Genomic DNA, 15,498 nt, shown 5'->3' with positions numbered 1-15,498 from the left:
CTCAAGGCGTGCTCGCCGTCTTCGCGAAGTCTTTAAGCGCCGACGATCCGCTCTCCGGGCTGATCGTGGGCGAGGTCGACGAGCCGTCCCGCGTGCCCGACGGGTGGGCGCGCGTGCAGGTGCGCGCGGCCTCGCTCAACCACCACGACCTGTGGTCGCTGAGGGGCGTCGGCCTGCGGGCGGACGCGCTGCCGATGATCCTCGGCTGCGACGCCGCGGGTGTGGACGAGGACGGCAACGAGGTGGTCGTCCACGCGGTCGTCTCGGACCCCGAGTGGCGCGGCGACGAGACGCTCGACCCGCGCCGCTCGATCCTCTCCGAGGTGCACGCGGGCACGTTCGCCGAGTCGGTGTGGGTGCCGCGCCGCAACCTCGTGCCGAAGCCGCCGGAGCTGTCCTTCGCGGAGGCCGCCTGCCTGCCGACCGCGTGGCTCACCGCCTACCGGATGCTGTTCACGCGGGCGGGGCTGCAGCCGGGCGCGACGGTGCTGGTGCAGGGCGCGGGCGGCGGCGTGGCGACGGCGCTGATCGTGCTCGCGCAGGCTGCGGGCGCGCGCGTGTGGGCGACTTCACGGTCCGAGGAGAAGCGGGAACGTGCTCGCGCGCTGGGCGCCGACGCCGTCTTCGAGCCGGGCGCGCGCCTACCCGAGCGCGTCGACGTCGTCGCCGAGACCGTCGGCGCCGCGACCTGGGACCACTCGCTCAAGTCGCTCAAGCCGGGCGGGACGCTCGTGATCTCCGGCGCGACGAGCGGGCAGAACCCGGAAGCGAGCCTGAACCGGATCTTCTTCCTGCAGCTGTCGGTGGTCGGCTCGACCATGGGCACGCGCGACGAGCTCGAGCGGCTCGTGCGCCTGTGCGTGGAGCGCGACGTGCGCCCGGTGATCGAGTCCGAGCTGCCGCTCGAGCAGGCCCGCGACGCGTTCGCGGCGCTCGCCGCCGGCGACGTCTTCGGCAAGCTGGTCCTCACCCGCTGAGGGCGCGGGCCGGCGGCGCGACCTATTCCCAGGTTGTCCACGCCGCCGGACCGACGGAAGGCGCAACTGGTCAGTGCCGCGCCGTGTTCATCATGTCAACATGTGAACACGCCGTGGGCAAATGTTGGCGCGCTCGCGTCGAGCCGTGTCAGCCGCCGGCGGCCACGACGTCGTAGCCCTCGGCCTTCAGGACTTCCATGACCACGTCGCGGTGGTCACCCTGCAGCTCGATCACGCCGTCCTTGACGGACCCGCCGACGCCGCAGCGCTTCTTGAGCTTGCCGGCCAGCGCCTTGAGCTCCGGGTCGCGCAGCGGCAGGTCGTACACGGTCGTCACACCCTTGCCGCGGCGGCCCGCGACCTCGCGCTTGACCTTCACCCGGCCGCCCGCGTTCGCGCGCGCCCGGACCGCGTCCGCCGGCGGCGCCTTGCGCTGGTCACCACCGGAGCTCGAATACACCACTCGCCGATCGGCCATCACACTCAACCTACCCCGTTCACCGGTAACACCGCGCGGACCAACGTTCCAACTCCCACAGGTGAATCCACACTCAAAGTCCCGTCGAGCGCACCCACCCGATCGGCGAGGCCACTGAGCCCGGAGCCACCGCCGGTGGACGCGCCACCGATGCCGTCGTCGCGCACTTCCACCACGAGCCCTTCGGCGGTGTGCGTCAAAGTGACGACCGCGTGGGTCGCTTCCGCGTACTTGGCCACGTTCGTCAGGGCCTCGGCGACGGTGAAGTAGGCGGTCGCCTCCACGGCGGGCGGGACCCGCGCCTCGAGCTCGTCCACCACCTCGACCGGCACGACGCAGCGCGCCGCGACCGCGCCGACCGCGGCGGTGAGCCCACGCTCGGTGAGCACGGCGGGATGGATCCCGCGCGCGAGCTCGCGCAGCTCCGCGGACGCCTCCTGCAGGTCCTTGCCGAGCTTCTCGAAGAACGGGACGATGTCCGTGGGGTCCTTCGCGAAGCGCCGCTTGGCGACCTGGACGTCGAGCACGAGGCTCACCATGCGCTGCTGGGCGCCGTCGTGGAGGTCGCGCTCGATCTTGCGCCGCGCCTTGTCGGCGGCGTCGATGATGCGGGCGCGCGAGGCGCGCAGCTCCGCGGTTCTTGCCGCTTCGACCTCGTGCCGCAGCGCGGCCTCCTCGGCCCCCTTGCGCTCGGTGATGTCGAACATCGCGCCATCCAGCCACAGCCGGTTGCCGGGGCCGGCGACGAGCTGGCCGCGGTCCAGCACCCAGCGCACCTCGCCGTCGGCGCGGACGATCCGGTACTCGAGCTCGAACGGCTCCTCGGGGGTGGAGTGCGAGATCGCGTCGATGACGGCGGTCAGGTCCTCGGGGTGGATCAGCGTGAGGATCGTCCGCTTCGTCGAAGCGAGGAAGTTGTGCGGCGGGTAGCCGGAGATCCGCTCGATCTCGTCGGTGATCATCTCCAGCTGGTGGTCGGCGTGCCAGGCGGAGCGGTAGATCGCGCCCGGCACGTTCTCCATCAGCGTCCGCAGCATGCGGTCGTTCGAGCGCTCCTGCGCGGCGCGCAGCCCGGCCCGGGTGCGCGCGATCAGCTCCGCGCGCGTGAACGGGCGGTGCAGGTAGTCGTCGGCGCCGGCGTTGAGCACCGAGTCGGCCATCCGCCCCTTCGCGGCGACCGTGATCGCGAGCATCCAGGCGTCACCCAGCCGCGGGTCCTCGCGCAGCGCGCTGCACACCTCGGGCGCGTCCTTGCCGGACGAGTCCCGGTCCACGATCACGAGATCCACCGGCTCGGCCTCCAGCGCCGCACCGGCCGCCGAGACACGCCGAACCGCCCGCGGGAGATGCCCCGCGGCTCTCAGCCAGGACTGGATCTCGGGTTCCGCCGCACCTACGACGAGCACCCCGGCCTGGCGCCGACGGACAGGTTCACCACGCGCCACGCCCCCAATCCTAAAGGGGGCGCGAACTCAGCCGCCGAAGTCGGTGGCGTAGGTGGCCCCGGCGCCGCCCTCGGGCGTGGCGGCGGCGATGCCGATGCCGATGTAGCGGAAGCCGCGGTCGAGGATGTTCGCGCGGTGGCCGGCGCTGTTCATCCAGCTCTTGACGATCTCGCGCGGCGTGGCGAGCGAGCCGCCGCCCCAGGCGATGTTCTCGCCCATCGAGTACGAGCGGCGGGCCTTGGTCCAGCCCGTGCGCTTGATGCGGGTCGCGAACGTCGCGCCGTTGCGGGACTCGTGCGCGAAGTAGCGCTTGGCGACCATGTCCTGCGCGTGGCCGCGGGCGGCGCGGTTGAGCTTGCCGTCGAGGCGCAGCGGGCGCAGGCCGTGAGCGCGGCGTTGCTCGTTGAGCAGGCAGAGCGTCGCGTGGGTCTCGTGCGACGTGGCCGACGGGACGGTGTCGGCGCCCTTGCACGCGGCGGCCTCGGCGACCGTCGGAGCGGCGGCGAAGGCGGAGACGGCGACGACTGACGTGGCGACGAGCTGACGGATGCTGCGCATGACTGAACCCCCTGGGACGGGCATGGAAAATGCAGCTCCCCAGACCCGTTCGGCAGCCCGGCGCGCTCCTGTGGAGGCAGGAGCCCCGTAGCTTTGCGACGCCGCTTCACAGCGGGTGTGCCTTTGTCGTGGGGAAGTGCCTTGCGTGAAGAAGGACTTCGTACTGCGACCTAGAAGAAGTCTCGGCTGCAGTGCTGCATCGCTTTAGGTCTGCGCACCGACAGACCGCTTTGCGGTCCCCCGTATGGGGGTTTTAAGGCTCCACGAGCCCGTGGCGGATGGCCCAGCGCGTGAGCTCGACGCGGTCCCGCATGCCCAGCTTGGCGAGGATGTTCTCGCGGTGGCGCTCGACCGTACGCGGGCTGATCACCAGCAGCCGCGCGATCTGCTCGTTGGTGTGCGCCTCGGCGACGAGCTTGACCACCTGCAGCTCACGGTCGGTCAGCGGATGCTCGACCGCCTCCCCCGGGCTCTCCAGGTACGCGCGCATGATCGAGCGCACTGCGGGCGGGGAGAGGAACGGCTCGCCGCGCATCGCGGCCCGGCACGCGTCCACGAGCTCACGATCCGCCACGGTCTTCAGGACGTAGCCGGACGCGCCGGCCTTCAGCGCCTGGAAGCAGTAGTCCTCGGTGTCGTGCATCGAGAGCATCAGGATCCGCAGCTCGGGGCGGCGCTTGGCCAGCTCTCGCGCGGCCTGCAGCCCGGTGCGCAGCGGCATCGCGACGTCGAGGATCGCGAGGTCGACGTCCTCCCGCAGCGCCAGCTCGGTCGCCTCGATCCCGTCGCTCGCCTCCGCCACGACCCGCAGGTCCGGCGCCGCGTCGAGCACCTTGCGGATGCCGGTGCGGATCAGCGGGTGGTCGTCGGCGATCATCACGTTCGTCGTCAACGGCGTGCTCATGTCGTCGGCACCTCCAGCCGTACCTGCGTGCCACCGGTCGGCCCACGCCCGATCTCCAGCCGCCCGCCGACGAGCATCGCGCGCTCGCGCATCCCGCCGACGCCACCGAAATCGTGCAGCGCCTCCTGGGCGACTCCGCGCCCGTCGTCGACCACGCTCAGCACCACGTGCCCGTTGACCGCCGCGAGCGACATCGAGACGCCGCTCGCCTCCGCGTGGCGGACCACGTTCGTCAAGGACTCCTGTGCCGTGCGGTAGATCGCGAGGTCGTGCTCCGGCGCGAGCGCGGGGATGTCGTCGGCGAGCTCGTGCCGCACCCGCAGCCCGCTGCGCTCCGCGAACCCGGCGGCGAGCGTCGTCAGCGCGCTGCGCAGCCCGAACTCGTCCAGCGCCGCCGGTCGCAGCCCGCGCGCGATGTCGCGCGTCTTCTCGACCGCGTCGCGCGAGGCCTCCTGCACCTGGGTGACCGACGGCTGCAGCGGCGCCGGCGCCTCGCGCACCAGCCCGTCCAGCAGCAGGACGATCCCGGTCAGCGTCTGCCCGAGCTCGTCGTGCAGCTCACGCGCGAGGCGGCGCCGCTCCCGCTCCTGCGCGTCGAGCGCCCGGCGCCCGCTCGTGCGACGCTCCTGCTCGACGCGGTCCAGCATGTCGTTGAACGCGTCCTGCAGCTCGGTCACCTCGGCGACCGAGCGCTGGACGTCGATCCGGCGCCCGGGGCGCAGCGGGTCCACGCGCCGCATCAGCGCGGTCAGCTCGTTCAGCGGCGCGAACACCAGCCGCAGCGCGACGAGGTTCACCGCCAGCAGCGTGAGCGCGCCCGCGGCCAGGACGGCGATCTCCGTGAGCGTCGCGTGCGTGCTGACCTTCACGGGCAGGAGCACGAGCGCGGCGAACGCCGCCCCCAGCACCGCTGCGTTGATCAGGGCGACACGCCACAGCAAAGTCACCCGTTCAGGGTCGCACGTCGCGTGCTGTTCCCCATGGGGATCAGCACGCAACCGGCGTGGCGCGGCCTTCCGCGAGGGAGCGCACGCCGGCTTCGCACACGGCAGCCGCGGCGAGGCCGTCGGCCGCGGTCGCGCCCACCGGCTCGCCGGACAGCCACGCGATCAGCTCGTTGCGGTAGGCGTCGGCGAAGCGCTCCTCGAACCCGGTCGCGACGGCCAGCGGGAGCGCGAGCGTCCCGTCCTCCCCCACGACCTCGCAGCGGATGTCGTAGCCGTAGCCCGCGGTGACGAACGCCTCCACGTCGACGAGCACGTCCGACGCGGTCGTGAGCAGGATGAGCTGCGGGTCGCGCAGGCCCTCGCGCGCGCGGGACGTTGAGCGCGGCGTCCGCACGTCCACGCTCACGATCTCCTCGCCGAGCAGCCAGCGGACGATGTCGGCCTCGTGGACGGCGCTGTCGGTGATGATCATCGCGCTGTCGAAGAACGCGTGCACGGACGGGTTGCGGTGCGCGCAGTGCACGAGCAGCGGCCGGCCGATCGTGCCCGCGTCCAGCTGCGCCTTGAGCTCCACGTACGCGGGGTCGTGGCGGCGCATGAAGCCGACGGTGACGAGCCGGCGGCCGCTCGCGCGTTCGGCCTCGACGATCCGGCGCGCGGCCTCCGAGGTCGCAGTCAGCGGCTTCTCGCACAGCACCGGCTTGCCCGCGGCGACGCAGGCGAGCGTGAACGGCTCGTGCGTCGGGACCGGGCTAGCGATCACGACCGCGTCCACGGCCGGGTCGGCGATCAGGGCGAAGCCGTCGGCGTGGAGCGTGGGCGCGTCCAGCCGCTCCGCCGCGGCCCGGTCGGGATCGCAGACCGCGGTGAGCCGCGCGCCCGGGACGTCGTGCGCGAGCAGGCGCGCGTGGATCGACCCCATCAGGCCCGCGCCGATGACGCCGACCCCGATCACCCGGGCCGGACCGCGATCTCCTCGCCGAGCGAGAACGGCTCCACGAGGACGATCGCGTCCCCGCTCCAGAACTTGCCGGGGTCGTACCAGCTCATCGGCCGCTTGTCCGGCAGCAGGCCCATCTGCTGCATCGTCACGGCGACGAGCTCGGCGCAGTAGATCGTCTCGCGCGACGCCTCGCTCCGGCGCACACGCCCGGTCACCCACGAGCGGGCCAGGCCCGGCGTCGTCGGGAACGGCTTGCCGCTGTACTTGTCGATCGTCTGGATCAGGCGGTCTTCCTGCTCGCGCGTGACCTCGCCGCCCTCGAGCGGGCGCAGCCACGCGCGCTGGCCGTACTTGGTGTCCCACGTGCGCACCGCGTCCTCCAGCTTGTGCAGCTGGACGCCGCGGTGGCGCTCGCCCGTCCACGCGTCCGGCAGCGACTTGCCGAGCTCGGCGTGCCACAGCAGCGGCGGCATGTCCTCGAGCGCGACGGCCATGCCGACGTGGTTGACGGGCGAGTTGGTCAGCGTCTGAATCGCGCGGTCGGCCAGCGACCGGCCGCGGAACAGCCAGATGTCACCCGTGCGCGTGGTTGCGACGGCCTCGTCGAATGCAAGCTCGGACAAGGGCCAGAGAGTAGGGTTCGCGGCATGAAGGCGCGTTGGAAGCTCCTGGGCCTAGCCGGCGCGGCCGGTGTCGCCGCGACCGGCGCGGTCGTCGCGCGCAACCGTCGCCCGCAGTCCGACCTCGCGCCCGAGGAGCTGCGCGAGCGGCTGCGCTCGCGGCTCGAGCAGGTCGAGGCCGGCGACGAGGACGCCGCGCCGGTCGTCCCGAAGGACTAGGTCAGCGCGTCCTCGTAGTCGGTCGAGAACGTGAGGTCCTTCCACGTCTCGTCCGACGCGATCCGCGCCTCGTCGGTGGCGCGCGCGATCTTGTAGGCGTCGCTGCCGAGCAGCAGCTGGAGCGGCGGCTCGTCGAGCTGGGCCACCTGCAGGATCGCCTGGGCGGCCTTCGCGGGATCCCCGAGCGCGACGGCGGTCTCGCGGTAGCGCATGAACCCGCCGACGCTCGGCTCGTACGCCTCGCGCACGCCGTGGACGGTCATCGACGCGCCCGCCCAGTCCGTGCGGAACCCGCCCGGCTCGATCACCGTGACCTTGATGCCGAGCGGGGCGACCTCCTTGGCCAGCACGCCGGAGAAGCCCTCCACCGCCCACTTCGCGGTCTGGTACGGGCCAATCCCCGGCGACGTGACCCGGCCGCCGACGGACGAGACCTGGATGATGTGGCCCGCGCCCTGCTCGCGCAGCACCGGCAGCGCCGCGCGCGTGACGTTGATGACGCCCCACAGGTTCGTCTCGACCTGCGCGCGGAAGTCCTCCTCGGCGAAGTCCTCGAGCGAGTTCACGTTCGCGTAGCCCGCGTTGTTGACGACGACGTCGAGCCGCCCGAAGCGCTCGACCGCGGCGGCGACGGCCTTGTCGGCCTGCGCGCGGTCGGTGACGTCGAGCGCGACGGCGTACGCGCCTTCCAGGTCCTTGAGCTGCTCTGGGTTGCGCGCGGTGGCGACGACGTTGTGCCCGGCGGCGAGCGCCGCTTCGGCGAGCGCGCGGCCGAGTCCGCGGGAAGAGCCGGTGATGAGCCAGGTCTGCGGCATGAATGCCTCCAATACAAGAACAGTGTTCTCCTAACTATAGAACGCCGTTCCCCTATTGTCATCGCGTGAATGAGCTATCAGCGAGCGAGACGGCCGGAGCAGAAGGAGGAGCGCCGCGAGGCGATCCTCGCCGCGGCCCGTGCCCTGGCCGAGGAACGTCGCGTGCGCGACGTCTCCCTCGGTGACGTCGCCCGTGAAGTCGGCCTCGCGAAGTCCAACCTGCTGCGCTACTTCGAGTCGCGCGAGGAGATCTTCCTCACGCTCCTGCTCCGCGAGTGGGAGTCGTGGGCGGCCGCGGTGACGGGTCCCGACGACCTCGCCCCCACCCTGGCCGCGCGCCCGTTCTTCTGCGACCTGCTCGGCGAGCAGGCGGCCGTGCTCGAGCACAACGTCTCCGCCGACGCCGTCCGCGCGTTCCGCGCCGCGTCAATAGCGCTGGTCGAGGACGTCGCCGCGCGCCTCGAGGTCCCGGAGCCCTTCGAGGTCGTCGCCGCCGCACTCCTGCTCGCGGCGTCCCTCTATCCGCTCGCGAACCCGTCGCCGGCCGTGCGCGAGGCCTACGCGGGCACGGACCTACTGCAGCCGGACTTCGAAGGCCGTCTGCGGGGCTTTCTCACGGCGCTGCGCGCCGGCTACCGCAGGTAGGCGCCAGTTTCCACGAACAGGGCCGCAAGCAGGCTGACGATGGCCAGCCAGCGAGCCCAGTGGATCATCGCGCCAAGGCGCCGCTCCAGGGCCGAATCCTCGTATCGATCCATCAGCTCGGCGCCGTTGACCGTGTGAACGGCTCGCGGCCGGCGCCACCCCATCAGGATGATCACCGGTCCCAGGGCCAGCATCACGAAGAGCGTGGCGAGCTCGTCCAACCACGGACTCGCTGCGAGCTCCGCGGGCGAAGCGGTCAGGAAGATGGCCCACGTCGCCAGCGAGGCGGCACCGCCCGCAAACGCGAGGCCGCGGAGGAACGTCCAGCTTCGCGCCACGACTCCGGCCACGACCGTGGAGATCCAGACCGTGCGGCGCTCCAGAGCGCACCATGCGCCGGCGCGCAGCAACGTGCGCTTGTCCCACACCAGATCGGTGGCCAACAGGCCACCACCCGCGGCCACCACACGCTGCGAGGCGGACAGACCCGGTGCCGTGGCGATCAGGTACGCCAGCAGCAGCGGACCCGCGACGATCGCCAGCACCGACGCGGACGGGATGATCGTGTCGAGGCGCTCCGGGGCGTACCGCGCACCCCACCGAACCACCGTCCGTGGCTGCCGCCACTTCCTCGACTGCCCGCGGGCCAAGTCGAACCACGTGATCGAGAACACGCCGAGCGCCAGCGCACCGGAGATCACGAGCCACAGCGATGGACGCCCGCCAGCGATGACGTCGCGCACCACGACCGCCACCGTGGACGCCTCGACCAGCGCCGACACCGTGCAGGCCGTCCACCGCGTCCAACGTGCCGGCCGGAGGTCCTCAAGCGTGTCGCGCGCCCAGCGGACCTTGAGGGGAAGGCGCTCCTCGATCAGCTCGGACGCCGTCCGCTCCCGAACCGGGTACACCGCCTGGAACTGCTCCCGCGCGAGGAGGAACTCGACGATGCGGCCCTCGAGCGCGACACTGGCCCACCGCCCGATGTTTCCCGTCAGCACATGGGCGACAGAGAACGCCAGCGACGCGATCGTGAGCCAGAGCAGCGGCGCACGCTCGAAATCCGTGACGAGCGCGGTGGTGGCACGTCCACCGGCGAAGAGCAACGCAAACCCGACCAGCGGAGTGAGCGCGATCGCGGACAGTTCAAGCGCTCGGCGGTGCTGGGTCGGCCGAGCTTCTAGGCCGAGGGAACCCATGTGTCATTTGTAGCAATTGCACCGACGATGGCGACGCGGATTCAGAGCAACCCGTCCAGCGAGCGGCGGACCGCGCCGCGCTTGATCGGGACGCAGGCCGGCGGGAAGGCCTGGACGATCTCGGCGTCCACGCGCGAGAGGAACTCGTCGAGGCGGTCCGCGCAGGCGTCGGCGACGTCGTGGAGGACGAGCAGCGTCCAGTCCTGTGAGGCGATCTGAGCGAGCGCGGTGTCGACCCAGCCTGAGGGGTCGCGCCAGTCGCCCGGGACCGCGTTCCAGAGCACGCAGGTGAAGCGGCCGGCGATCAGGGACTCGACGGCCGCGGTCGACAGCAGCCCCGGCGACAGGTCGCCGCCCGCGCCGGACGGCCGGAACAGGCGATCGGGGTGGGCCAAGGCGCCCAGCTCCGCCTGGGCCGCTTCGATCTCGCGCACCTCGGCGCCGCTCTCGCCGAGCGGGCGCGGGTGCGTGAGCGTGTGGTTGCCGATCCAGTGGCCTTCGGCGTGGGCGCGTTCGGCGAGCGCGCGGTGCTCGCGCAGCGCCGAGCCGACCACGAAGAAGGTCGAAAGCACACCGCGCGCGGCCAGCACGTCCAGGACCCGGGGCGTGGCCGCCGGGTCCGGACCGTTGTCGAAGGTGAGCGTTAGGAGTGCGTTGGACAATGGGCGATGCGCCTGATGTGGTGCAGCCCCCAGTGCGTCGGGCCGCCCGCGACAAGCGTGGCGTGCCTCTGGCACGTGAGCGTCGTGGGTGGCGCGAGGCGCCGGGGATGTGCCGCAGCGGGCGTGTCGTTATTGGCCAACGGGCTCCTAGTTGGCGGACGTGGCTGGCTCGGTCGCTGCGGGGAGGCCGTTGGTGGCGGGGTCCGCGGCGGGTGGGGCGGTCGACGCGGCCTGCTTGGCCTTGTTGCGCGGACGCGGGTTGGTGATCAGGGTGAGCTCGGATTCGAGCTTGGCGCGAAGTGGCTCCACTCGCGGTGAGAGGCAGAGTCGGTCGCCGAGGTCTTCGAGCTTCTCGTCGAGTTGAAATCCAGGCCCCGACGTGCAGATCTCCATCCGCCCTCCGGGAGACATCGAGTAGCAGCTGTCGAAGAAGTAGTGGTCGAAGATCTTCGTCCACGGGCGCGGGCCCTCGTTGGCCTCGTCGCGGGTGCGCTCGGTCTCGGCGCCGTCGCCGGCGTCGTAGGCGATGTGGTGCCAGACGCCGACCTTGCCGTCACCCGAGGGGCGACCGGGCGGCGCGGAGAAGTACCAGCGGCCGCTGCGCTCGGCGTCGAGCACGAGGCGGTAGCCGTCGTCGCGGAAGCCGAGGTGCTCGGCGAACGGGAGCTGCTCCTCCTTGGTGGTGAAGGAGCGTGCGCCCTCGATGCCCAGGATGCGGTGCTCGGCGGGGATGTCGTCGGCGTCGGCGACCAGCGGCGCGTCCGTCGTGTCCGACACCATCAGCTCGACCTCGTGGCCCTCCGGGTCCCAGAACACGAGCGACTGCGGCTGCGTCGGATCGAGCCGGATCAGCTCGCTGTGGTGCTGGTTGGCGATCAGGCGATCCATCCAGTACTCGAGCGAGGCGTAGGAGCCGACGCGCAGGATGAGCCGCTGGATGTCCCCGTCACCCGGAACGCCGACCGGCGCCTCCTTGAACTCCAGGAACGTGACCACGGACCCCGGGTTGCCTTCCTCGTCGCCGAAGTAGGTGTGGTACCGGAACGTCGTCTCGAAGTTGAGCGTGTTCTTGACGAACCGCAGGCCGATCACGCGACACCAGAAGTCGACGTTCGCGGTGACGTCGCGGGTGATGCCGGTGAAGTGGTGCGGTCCCTTGAGCGGCTGCTTCATACCTAGTCTCCTCACGCTGGCGCAAGAATTTGCACATTCGTTAACGTACCGCTGTGTGGCGTTGACCGCACCCCGCACCGTCGCCGGCCACGTCGCCGCGCAGCTGAAGGCCCAGATTCTCGCGGGTGAGCGCGCCCCCGGTGAGAAGCTGCGGCAGGTCGAGATCGCCCGTGCCCTAGGCGTGAGCACCACACCCGTGCGGGAAGCGCTGGCCACGCTGCAGCGCGAAGGCCTCGTCCGCGCGCACCCGCAACGCGGTGCCGTCGTCTTCCTCCCGAGCGTCGACGACCTCCGCGAGCACTACGAGATCCGCGCCGCGCTCGAGTCGCTGGCCGCGGCCAAGGCCGCAGAGCGCTTCGAGCCCGACTGGGCGCCGCCGCTGACCACCCTCCTGGACGAGATGCGCGACGCACCGCCCGCGCCCCGCTACATCGCCCTCAACCAGCGCTTCCACACGCGCCTGTACGAGCACGCGAACCGCCCGCAGCTGGTCACGATGATCGCCGCGCTGCGGGACGCCTCGAGCGCCTACCTGCACATCTACCGCGCGCAGGACGACTTCCCGACGACCCGCCTCGACACCGAGCACCGCGCGATCCTCGCCGCCTGCCTGGCGCGCGACCCCGACCGCGCCGCCACCGCCACCCGCGTCCATCTCGAGAACACCGTGGAGCACGTCGCCGCACGCCTATGAGCCAGATCCTCACCACCCACGTCGGCAGCCTTCCCCGTCCAGAAGACCTGATCCGCACGATGTTCGCCAAGCAGGAGGGTGTCCCCGTGGACCCCGTCGCGCTCGAGCAGCGCACCCGCGAGGCGGTCGCGGAAGTGGTCGCCAAGCAGGTCGAGTGCGGGGTCGACGTCCCCAGCGACGGCGAGATGGGCAAGCCGAGCTACGTCACCTACATCGCCGACCGCCTCGACGGCTTCGGCGGCACGAGCCAGCCGCTCACCTACGCGGACCTCGTCGAGTTCCCGACGCTGCAGAAGAAGGTCTTCGGCGACCCGGGACGTTCCCGGCGCAAGACCCCCGCCTGCGACGCGCCCATCACGGTCCGCGACCCCGAAGCCGCGAACGCCGACATCGAGCACATGCTCAAAGCCCTCCCGGACGGCCAGCGCGGCTTCATGAACGCCGCCTCCCCCGGCGTGATCGCGCTCTTCTTCCGCAACGACTACTACGCCACGCGCGAGGAGTACGTGTACGCGATCGCCGACGCCATGCGCGTCGAGTACGAGGCGATCACGAACGCGGGCCTGCAGGTGCAGATCGACGCGCCCGACCTCGCGATGGGCCGCCACATCCAGTTCGCGGACAAGTCCCTCGACGCCTTCCGGGACGAGGCGCGCCTCAACATCGAGGCGCTCAACCACGCGACGCGGAACATCGCGCCGGAAGCGATGCGCCTGCACGTCTGCTGGGGCAACTACGAGGGCCCGCACCACTGCGACGTGCCCTTCAAGGACATCATCGACCTGGTGTTCGAGGCGCGGCCGGCCAGCATCGCGTTCGAGGCCGCCAACCCGCGCCACGCGCACGAGTGGGCGATCTTCGAGGACGTCAAGCTGCCCGACGGCAAGATCCTCATCCCGGGCGTGCTCGAGTCCAAGGCGAACTTCATCGAGCACCCCGAGCTGATCGCCCAGCGCATCCGCCGGTACGCCGACCTCGTCGGCGACGAGTCCGTGATGGCCGGCAGCGACTGCGGCTACGGCACCTGGGTCGGCCAGGCCGCCGTCGACCCCGACGTCGTCTGGGCCAAGCTCCGCGCCCTCAGGGAAGGCGCGGACCTCGCTTCAAAGTGAGGCGGTCCTCGGTGACCGCCTCCACGACCCACCCGTCGAGCTCCGAGGACTCGACGGGCCGGTCGTCGGCGCCCGGCGCGAGCGCGGTGAACGAGCCGTCCGCGTGCAGCTCGAGCGCGCGCCGTCCACGCGCGAGCGGCAGCGGGTAGCCGTCCGGCCGGAACACCAGCTCCTCGTCGCCGGCGTCTTCGAGGAGCCAGCGACTCACGCCCGCGGCCCGCTCAACGTCGCGCTCATCCGCGCGGCCTGCCCGGCGGTGAACATGAACATCGCCACGTCGTCGACGTAGTCCATGTAGTTCATGAACATGTCGCCGTTGGGCCCGTTGTCGCACGTGATGTGCGGCCACTCCGGCGTGCCGGTGTTGGCCTGCTGGGCGGGCGGCGTGTCGGCCACGAAGTCGTCGCCCGTGCAGTCGTTGATGTCGCCCCAGATGTGGCGCAGGCCGAGCCAGTGGCCGACCTCGTGCACCGCCGTGCGCCCGCCGTCGAACGGCGCCTCCGCCGTGCCGACGGTGCCGAAGGCGCGGTTGAGGACGACGACGCCGTCGGTCTCGGCCGGCCCGCCGGGGAACTGCGCGTAGCCGAGCAGCCCGCCGCCGAGCGTGCACACCCACACGTTCAGCCGGTCGGGCTGGGCCGGGACGAGCGCCTTGACGCTGTCGTCGGCGCCGAACGACGTCTCGTCCGTCTTCGTGCGCGTCACCTCGACCAGCTCGAACTCGACGAGCGCGTCCGCCACGAGCGGCGCCCACGGCTCGGGCACCTGCGCGCGGTCCTCGTTGCGCGCCCGGAAGTCGCGGTTGAGGACGTCGATCTGGCTCGCGATCTGCGCGTCCGAGAGGTTCTCCTCGTCCGTGCGGTACACGACGTGGACGACCGTCTGGAGCGTCACCGGCTCCGTCCGCGCCACCGCCTCCAGGACGAACCGCTGCGTGAGCGCCTCCGCCTCCAGCCGCGCCTCGCGGTAGCCCGGCACGGTCTCGGCCAGCAGCTCGTGGACGACCATCGTCGCGCAGGTCCGGCTCATGCGGCCACCTGCCGCGCGCCCGCCACGAGCGACTGCAGCTTCCCGAGCGCGGCTTCACGCGTGAGGTACTTCATGCCGCAGTCGGGCGCCGCGACGAGGTTCTTCGTGTACGGCAGCGCGCGCTCGATCCGCTTCGCGACCGTCTCCGCGCTCTCGACCTCGTTGGAGTCCAGCGCGATCACGCCGAGCACGATCGTCTTGTCGCCCAGCTGCTCGAGCACCTCGAGGTCCAGCTCGGCCTGCGCGGTCTCGATCGAGATCTGGTCCACGGGCGCCTCCGCCAACTCGGGCAGGAAGCGGTACGTGCGCTTGTGGCCGGGCACGAACAGCGGGTAGCCGAAGCAGATGTGCAGGACGGTGGTGCCGTCGACGCCGTCGAGCGCCCGGCGCAGCGTCTCGATCCCGTACGCGCGCGCCTGCTCGGAGCGCGACTCCATCCACGGCTCGTCCAGCTGCACGATGTCCACACCGGCCGCGAACAGCTCGGTCACCTCCTCGCGCACGACGTCCGCGAACGCGAACGCGACCTCCTCCTCGCTCCCGTAGTGGTCGTTCTGGGCCTGCTGGGCCATCGTGAACGGGCCGGGCACCGTGACCTTGATCTTGCGGTCGCTGGCGCCGCGCAGGAACTCGGCGTCGGCGCGCAGGATGCTCTCGCGGCGGGAGATCGGACCAGCGACGCGCGGCACGGGCATCGGGTTGCCGTTGCGGTCCAGCGCCTCGCCCGGGTTGTCGACGTCGATGCCGTCCAGCGCGAGCACGAAGTAGTTCGAGTAGCTCTCGCGGCGTATCTCGCCGTCGGTGATGATGTCCAGCCCGGCGAGCTCCTGGTCACGGATCGCGGCGAGCGTCGCCGCGTCCTGGGCGTCGCGCAGCTGCTCGGGATCGATCTTCCAGAGGTCGCTCGCCCGCACGCGCGGCGGGAGCCGGGTACGCAGTTTTTCGCGGTCCACCAGCCATTCCGGCTGCGGGTAAGACCCAACGAGGCTCGTTTCCATATCAGCGGACCTTCCGTGAGACGTTGAAGCTATCAATGATGGTTGGTTTCGATATTGGACCACTTCGGCCGAGATTCGTA

General features: G+C 71.3%; 19 protein-coding genes and 1 riboswitch. Of the genes, 5 read left to right on the top strand and 14 right to left on the bottom strand.

Features of this window, described 5'->3' with window-relative positions:
• Positions 1–8 precede the first annotated feature (8 nt).
• Positions 9–977: a zinc-binding dehydrogenase gene (locus OJ997_RS37535; RefSeq protein WP_270025470.1), complete on the top strand. Its 969-nt coding sequence runs from the start codon at positions 9–11 to the stop codon at positions 975–977.
• A 148-nt stretch (positions 978–1,125) separates the two neighbouring features.
• On the opposite strand, the gene OJ997_RS12675 is transcribed toward OJ997_RS37535, so the two are convergent.
• The 7 genes from OJ997_RS12675 to OJ997_RS12645 all read right to left on the bottom strand — a co-directional run bounded on the left by OJ997_RS12675 (position 1,126) and on the right by OJ997_RS12645 (position 6,875).
• Positions 1,126–1,455, bottom strand: coding sequence for a translation initiation factor (locus OJ997_RS12675; RefSeq protein ID WP_270025469.1), 330 nt, complete (start codon positions 1,453–1,455; stop codon positions 1,126–1,128).
• Positions 1,456–1,460: 5 nt separating this feature from the next.
• Positions 1,461–2,900: a PAS domain-containing protein gene (locus OJ997_RS12670; protein WP_270025468.1), complete on the bottom strand. Its 1,440-nt coding sequence runs from the start codon at positions 2,898–2,900 to the stop codon at positions 1,461–1,463.
• Between the two features lie 27 nt (positions 2,901–2,927).
• A complete protein-coding gene (locus OJ997_RS12665; RefSeq protein WP_270025467.1) occupies positions 2,928–3,458 on the bottom strand; it encodes a CAP domain-containing protein in 531 nt (176 codons plus the stop codon).
• A gap of 48 nt (positions 3,459–3,506) precedes the next feature.
• Positions 3,507–3,590: riboswitch (cyclic di-GMP riboswitch) on the bottom strand.
• 121 nt (positions 3,591–3,711) lie between these two features.
• Entirely contained in the window at positions 3,712–4,362 is a 651-nt protein-coding gene (locus OJ997_RS12660) for a response regulator (RefSeq protein WP_270025466.1), read from the bottom strand.
• A complete protein-coding gene (locus OJ997_RS12655) occupies positions 4,359–5,309 on the bottom strand; it encodes a HAMP domain-containing sensor histidine kinase (RefSeq protein WP_270025465.1) in 951 nt (316 codons plus the stop codon). The genes OJ997_RS12660 and OJ997_RS12655 overlap by 4 nt, the downstream gene beginning before the upstream one ends.
• Before the next feature lie 40 nt (positions 5,310–5,349).
• Positions 5,350–6,264, bottom strand: coding sequence for a Gfo/Idh/MocA family protein (locus OJ997_RS12650; protein ID WP_270025464.1), 915 nt, complete (start codon positions 6,262–6,264; stop codon positions 5,350–5,352).
• Positions 6,261–6,875 (bottom strand): C40 family peptidase, encoded by a 615-nt coding sequence (locus OJ997_RS12645; protein WP_270025463.1) that lies wholly within the window; start codon positions 6,873–6,875, stop codon positions 6,261–6,263. The genes OJ997_RS12650 and OJ997_RS12645 overlap by 4 nt, the downstream gene beginning before the upstream one ends.
• 24 nt (positions 6,876–6,899) lie before the next feature.
• On the opposite strand from OJ997_RS12645, the gene OJ997_RS12640 reads away from it, so the two are divergent.
• On the top strand, positions 6,900–7,091 hold the full coding sequence (locus tag OJ997_RS12640) for a hypothetical protein (RefSeq protein WP_270025462.1): 192 nt from the start codon (positions 6,900–6,902) through the stop codon (positions 7,089–7,091).
• Here the strand turns inward: OJ997_RS12640 and OJ997_RS12635 are convergent.
• A complete protein-coding gene (locus OJ997_RS12635; RefSeq protein ID WP_270025461.1) occupies positions 7,088–7,906 on the bottom strand; it encodes an oxidoreductase in 819 nt (272 codons plus the stop codon). The two genes, OJ997_RS12640 and OJ997_RS12635, sit on opposite strands and share 4 nt — an antisense overlap.
• A gap of 69 nt (positions 7,907–7,975) precedes the next feature.
• On the opposite strand from OJ997_RS12635, the gene OJ997_RS12630 reads away from it, so the two are divergent.
• The gene (locus OJ997_RS12630; RefSeq protein ID WP_270025460.1) at positions 7,976–8,551 is read left to right on the top strand and encodes a TetR family transcriptional regulator; all 576 of its coding nucleotides are present in this window, start codon (positions 7,976–7,978) and stop codon (positions 8,549–8,551) included.
• Here OJ997_RS12630 and OJ997_RS12625 read toward each other — a convergent pair.
• The 3 genes from OJ997_RS12625 to OJ997_RS12615 form a co-directional block, all read right to left on the bottom strand.
• A complete protein-coding gene (locus OJ997_RS12625) occupies positions 8,539–9,750 on the bottom strand; it encodes a hypothetical protein (protein WP_270025459.1) in 1,212 nt (403 codons plus the stop codon). The genes OJ997_RS12630 and OJ997_RS12625 overlap by 13 nt on opposite strands.
• A 41-nt stretch (positions 9,751–9,791) precedes the next feature.
• Entirely contained in the window at positions 9,792–10,412 is a 621-nt protein-coding gene (locus tag OJ997_RS12620) for a polysaccharide deacetylase family protein (RefSeq protein ID WP_270025458.1), read from the bottom strand.
• Positions 10,413–10,559: 147 nt separating this feature from the next.
• Positions 10,560–11,585, bottom strand: coding sequence for a VOC family protein (locus tag OJ997_RS12615; RefSeq protein ID WP_270025457.1), 1,026 nt, complete (start codon positions 11,583–11,585; stop codon positions 10,560–10,562).
• A gap of 55 nt (positions 11,586–11,640) precedes the next feature.
• Between OJ997_RS12615 and OJ997_RS12610 the strand changes: the two genes are divergently transcribed.
• Positions 11,641–12,279: a GntR family transcriptional regulator gene (locus OJ997_RS12610; RefSeq protein WP_270025456.1), complete on the top strand. Its 639-nt coding sequence runs from the start codon at positions 11,641–11,643 to the stop codon at positions 12,277–12,279.
• On the top strand, positions 12,276–13,391 hold the full coding sequence (locus OJ997_RS12605; RefSeq protein WP_270025455.1) for a cobalamin-independent methionine synthase II family protein: 1,116 nt from the start codon (positions 12,276–12,278) through the stop codon (positions 13,389–13,391). The genes OJ997_RS12610 and OJ997_RS12605 overlap by 4 nt, the downstream gene beginning before the upstream one ends.
• On the opposite strand, the gene OJ997_RS12600 is transcribed toward OJ997_RS12605, so the two are convergent.
• Genes OJ997_RS12600 through OJ997_RS12590 form a run of 3 tightly spaced genes read right to left on the bottom strand, consistent with a single transcriptional unit; the run spans position 13,360 to position 15,373 of the window.
• Complete coding sequence (locus OJ997_RS12600; protein ID WP_270025454.1) at positions 13,360–13,599, bottom strand: hypothetical protein; 240 nt, start codon at positions 13,597–13,599, stop codon at positions 13,360–13,362. The two genes, OJ997_RS12605 and OJ997_RS12600, sit on opposite strands and share 32 nt — an antisense overlap.
• Positions 13,596–14,420 (bottom strand): zinc metalloprotease, encoded by an 825-nt coding sequence (locus OJ997_RS12595; RefSeq protein WP_270025453.1) that lies wholly within the window; start codon positions 14,418–14,420, stop codon positions 13,596–13,598. Before OJ997_RS12595 ends, OJ997_RS12600 begins: the two co-directional genes overlap by 4 nt.
• Positions 14,417–15,373: a uroporphyrinogen decarboxylase family protein gene (locus OJ997_RS12590; protein ID WP_372517890.1), complete on the bottom strand. Its 957-nt coding sequence runs from the start codon at positions 15,371–15,373 to the stop codon at positions 14,417–14,419. Before OJ997_RS12590 ends, OJ997_RS12595 begins: the two co-directional genes overlap by 4 nt.
• Positions 15,374–15,498 lie beyond the last annotated feature (125 nt).

Origin of the sequence: Solirubrobacter phytolaccae (genome assembly GCF_027587195.1) — a bacterium.
Classification (GTDB): domain Bacteria; phylum Actinomycetota; class Thermoleophilia; order Solirubrobacterales; family Solirubrobacteraceae; genus Solirubrobacter; species Solirubrobacter phytolaccae.
This window is presented reverse-complemented; position numbering and strand designations above follow the sequence as displayed.

What these genes read in the sequence shown, in the direction of transcription:
- OJ997_RS12675 (WP_270025469.1), bottom strand. Translation starts at nt 1,455, where the DNA reads ATGGCCGATCGGCGAGTGGTGTATTCGAGCTCCGGTGGTGACCAGCGC.
- OJ997_RS12605 (WP_270025455.1), top strand. Translation starts at nt 12,276, where the DNA reads ATGAGCCAGATCCTCACCACCCACGTCGGCAGCCTTCCCCGTCCAGAA.
- OJ997_RS12615 (WP_270025457.1), bottom strand. Translation starts at nt 11,585, where the DNA reads ATGAAGCAGCCGCTCAAGGGACCGCACCACTTCACCGGCATCACCCGC.
- OJ997_RS12630 (WP_270025460.1), top strand. Translation starts at nt 7,976, where the DNA reads ATGAGCTATCAGCGAGCGAGACGGCCGGAGCAGAAGGAGGAGCGCCGC.
- OJ997_RS12665 (WP_270025467.1), bottom strand. Translation starts at nt 3,458, where the DNA reads ATGCGCAGCATCCGTCAGCTCGTCGCCACGTCAGTCGTCGCCGTCTCC.
- OJ997_RS12635 (WP_270025461.1), bottom strand. Translation starts at nt 7,906, where the DNA reads ATGCCGCAGACCTGGCTCATCACCGGCTCTTCCCGCGGACTCGGCCGC.
- OJ997_RS12660 (WP_270025466.1), bottom strand. Translation starts at nt 4,362, where the DNA reads ATGAGCACGCCGTTGACGACGAACGTGATGATCGCCGACGACCACCCG.
- OJ997_RS12595 (WP_270025453.1), bottom strand. Translation starts at nt 14,420, where the DNA reads ATGAGCCGGACCTGCGCGACGATGGTCGTCCACGAGCTGCTGGCCGAG.
- OJ997_RS12625 (WP_270025459.1), bottom strand. Translation starts at nt 9,750, where the DNA reads ATGGGTTCCCTCGGCCTAGAAGCTCGGCCGACCCAGCACCGCCGAGCG.
- OJ997_RS12640 (WP_270025462.1), top strand. Translation starts at nt 6,900, where the DNA reads ATGAAGGCGCGTTGGAAGCTCCTGGGCCTAGCCGGCGCGGCCGGTGTC.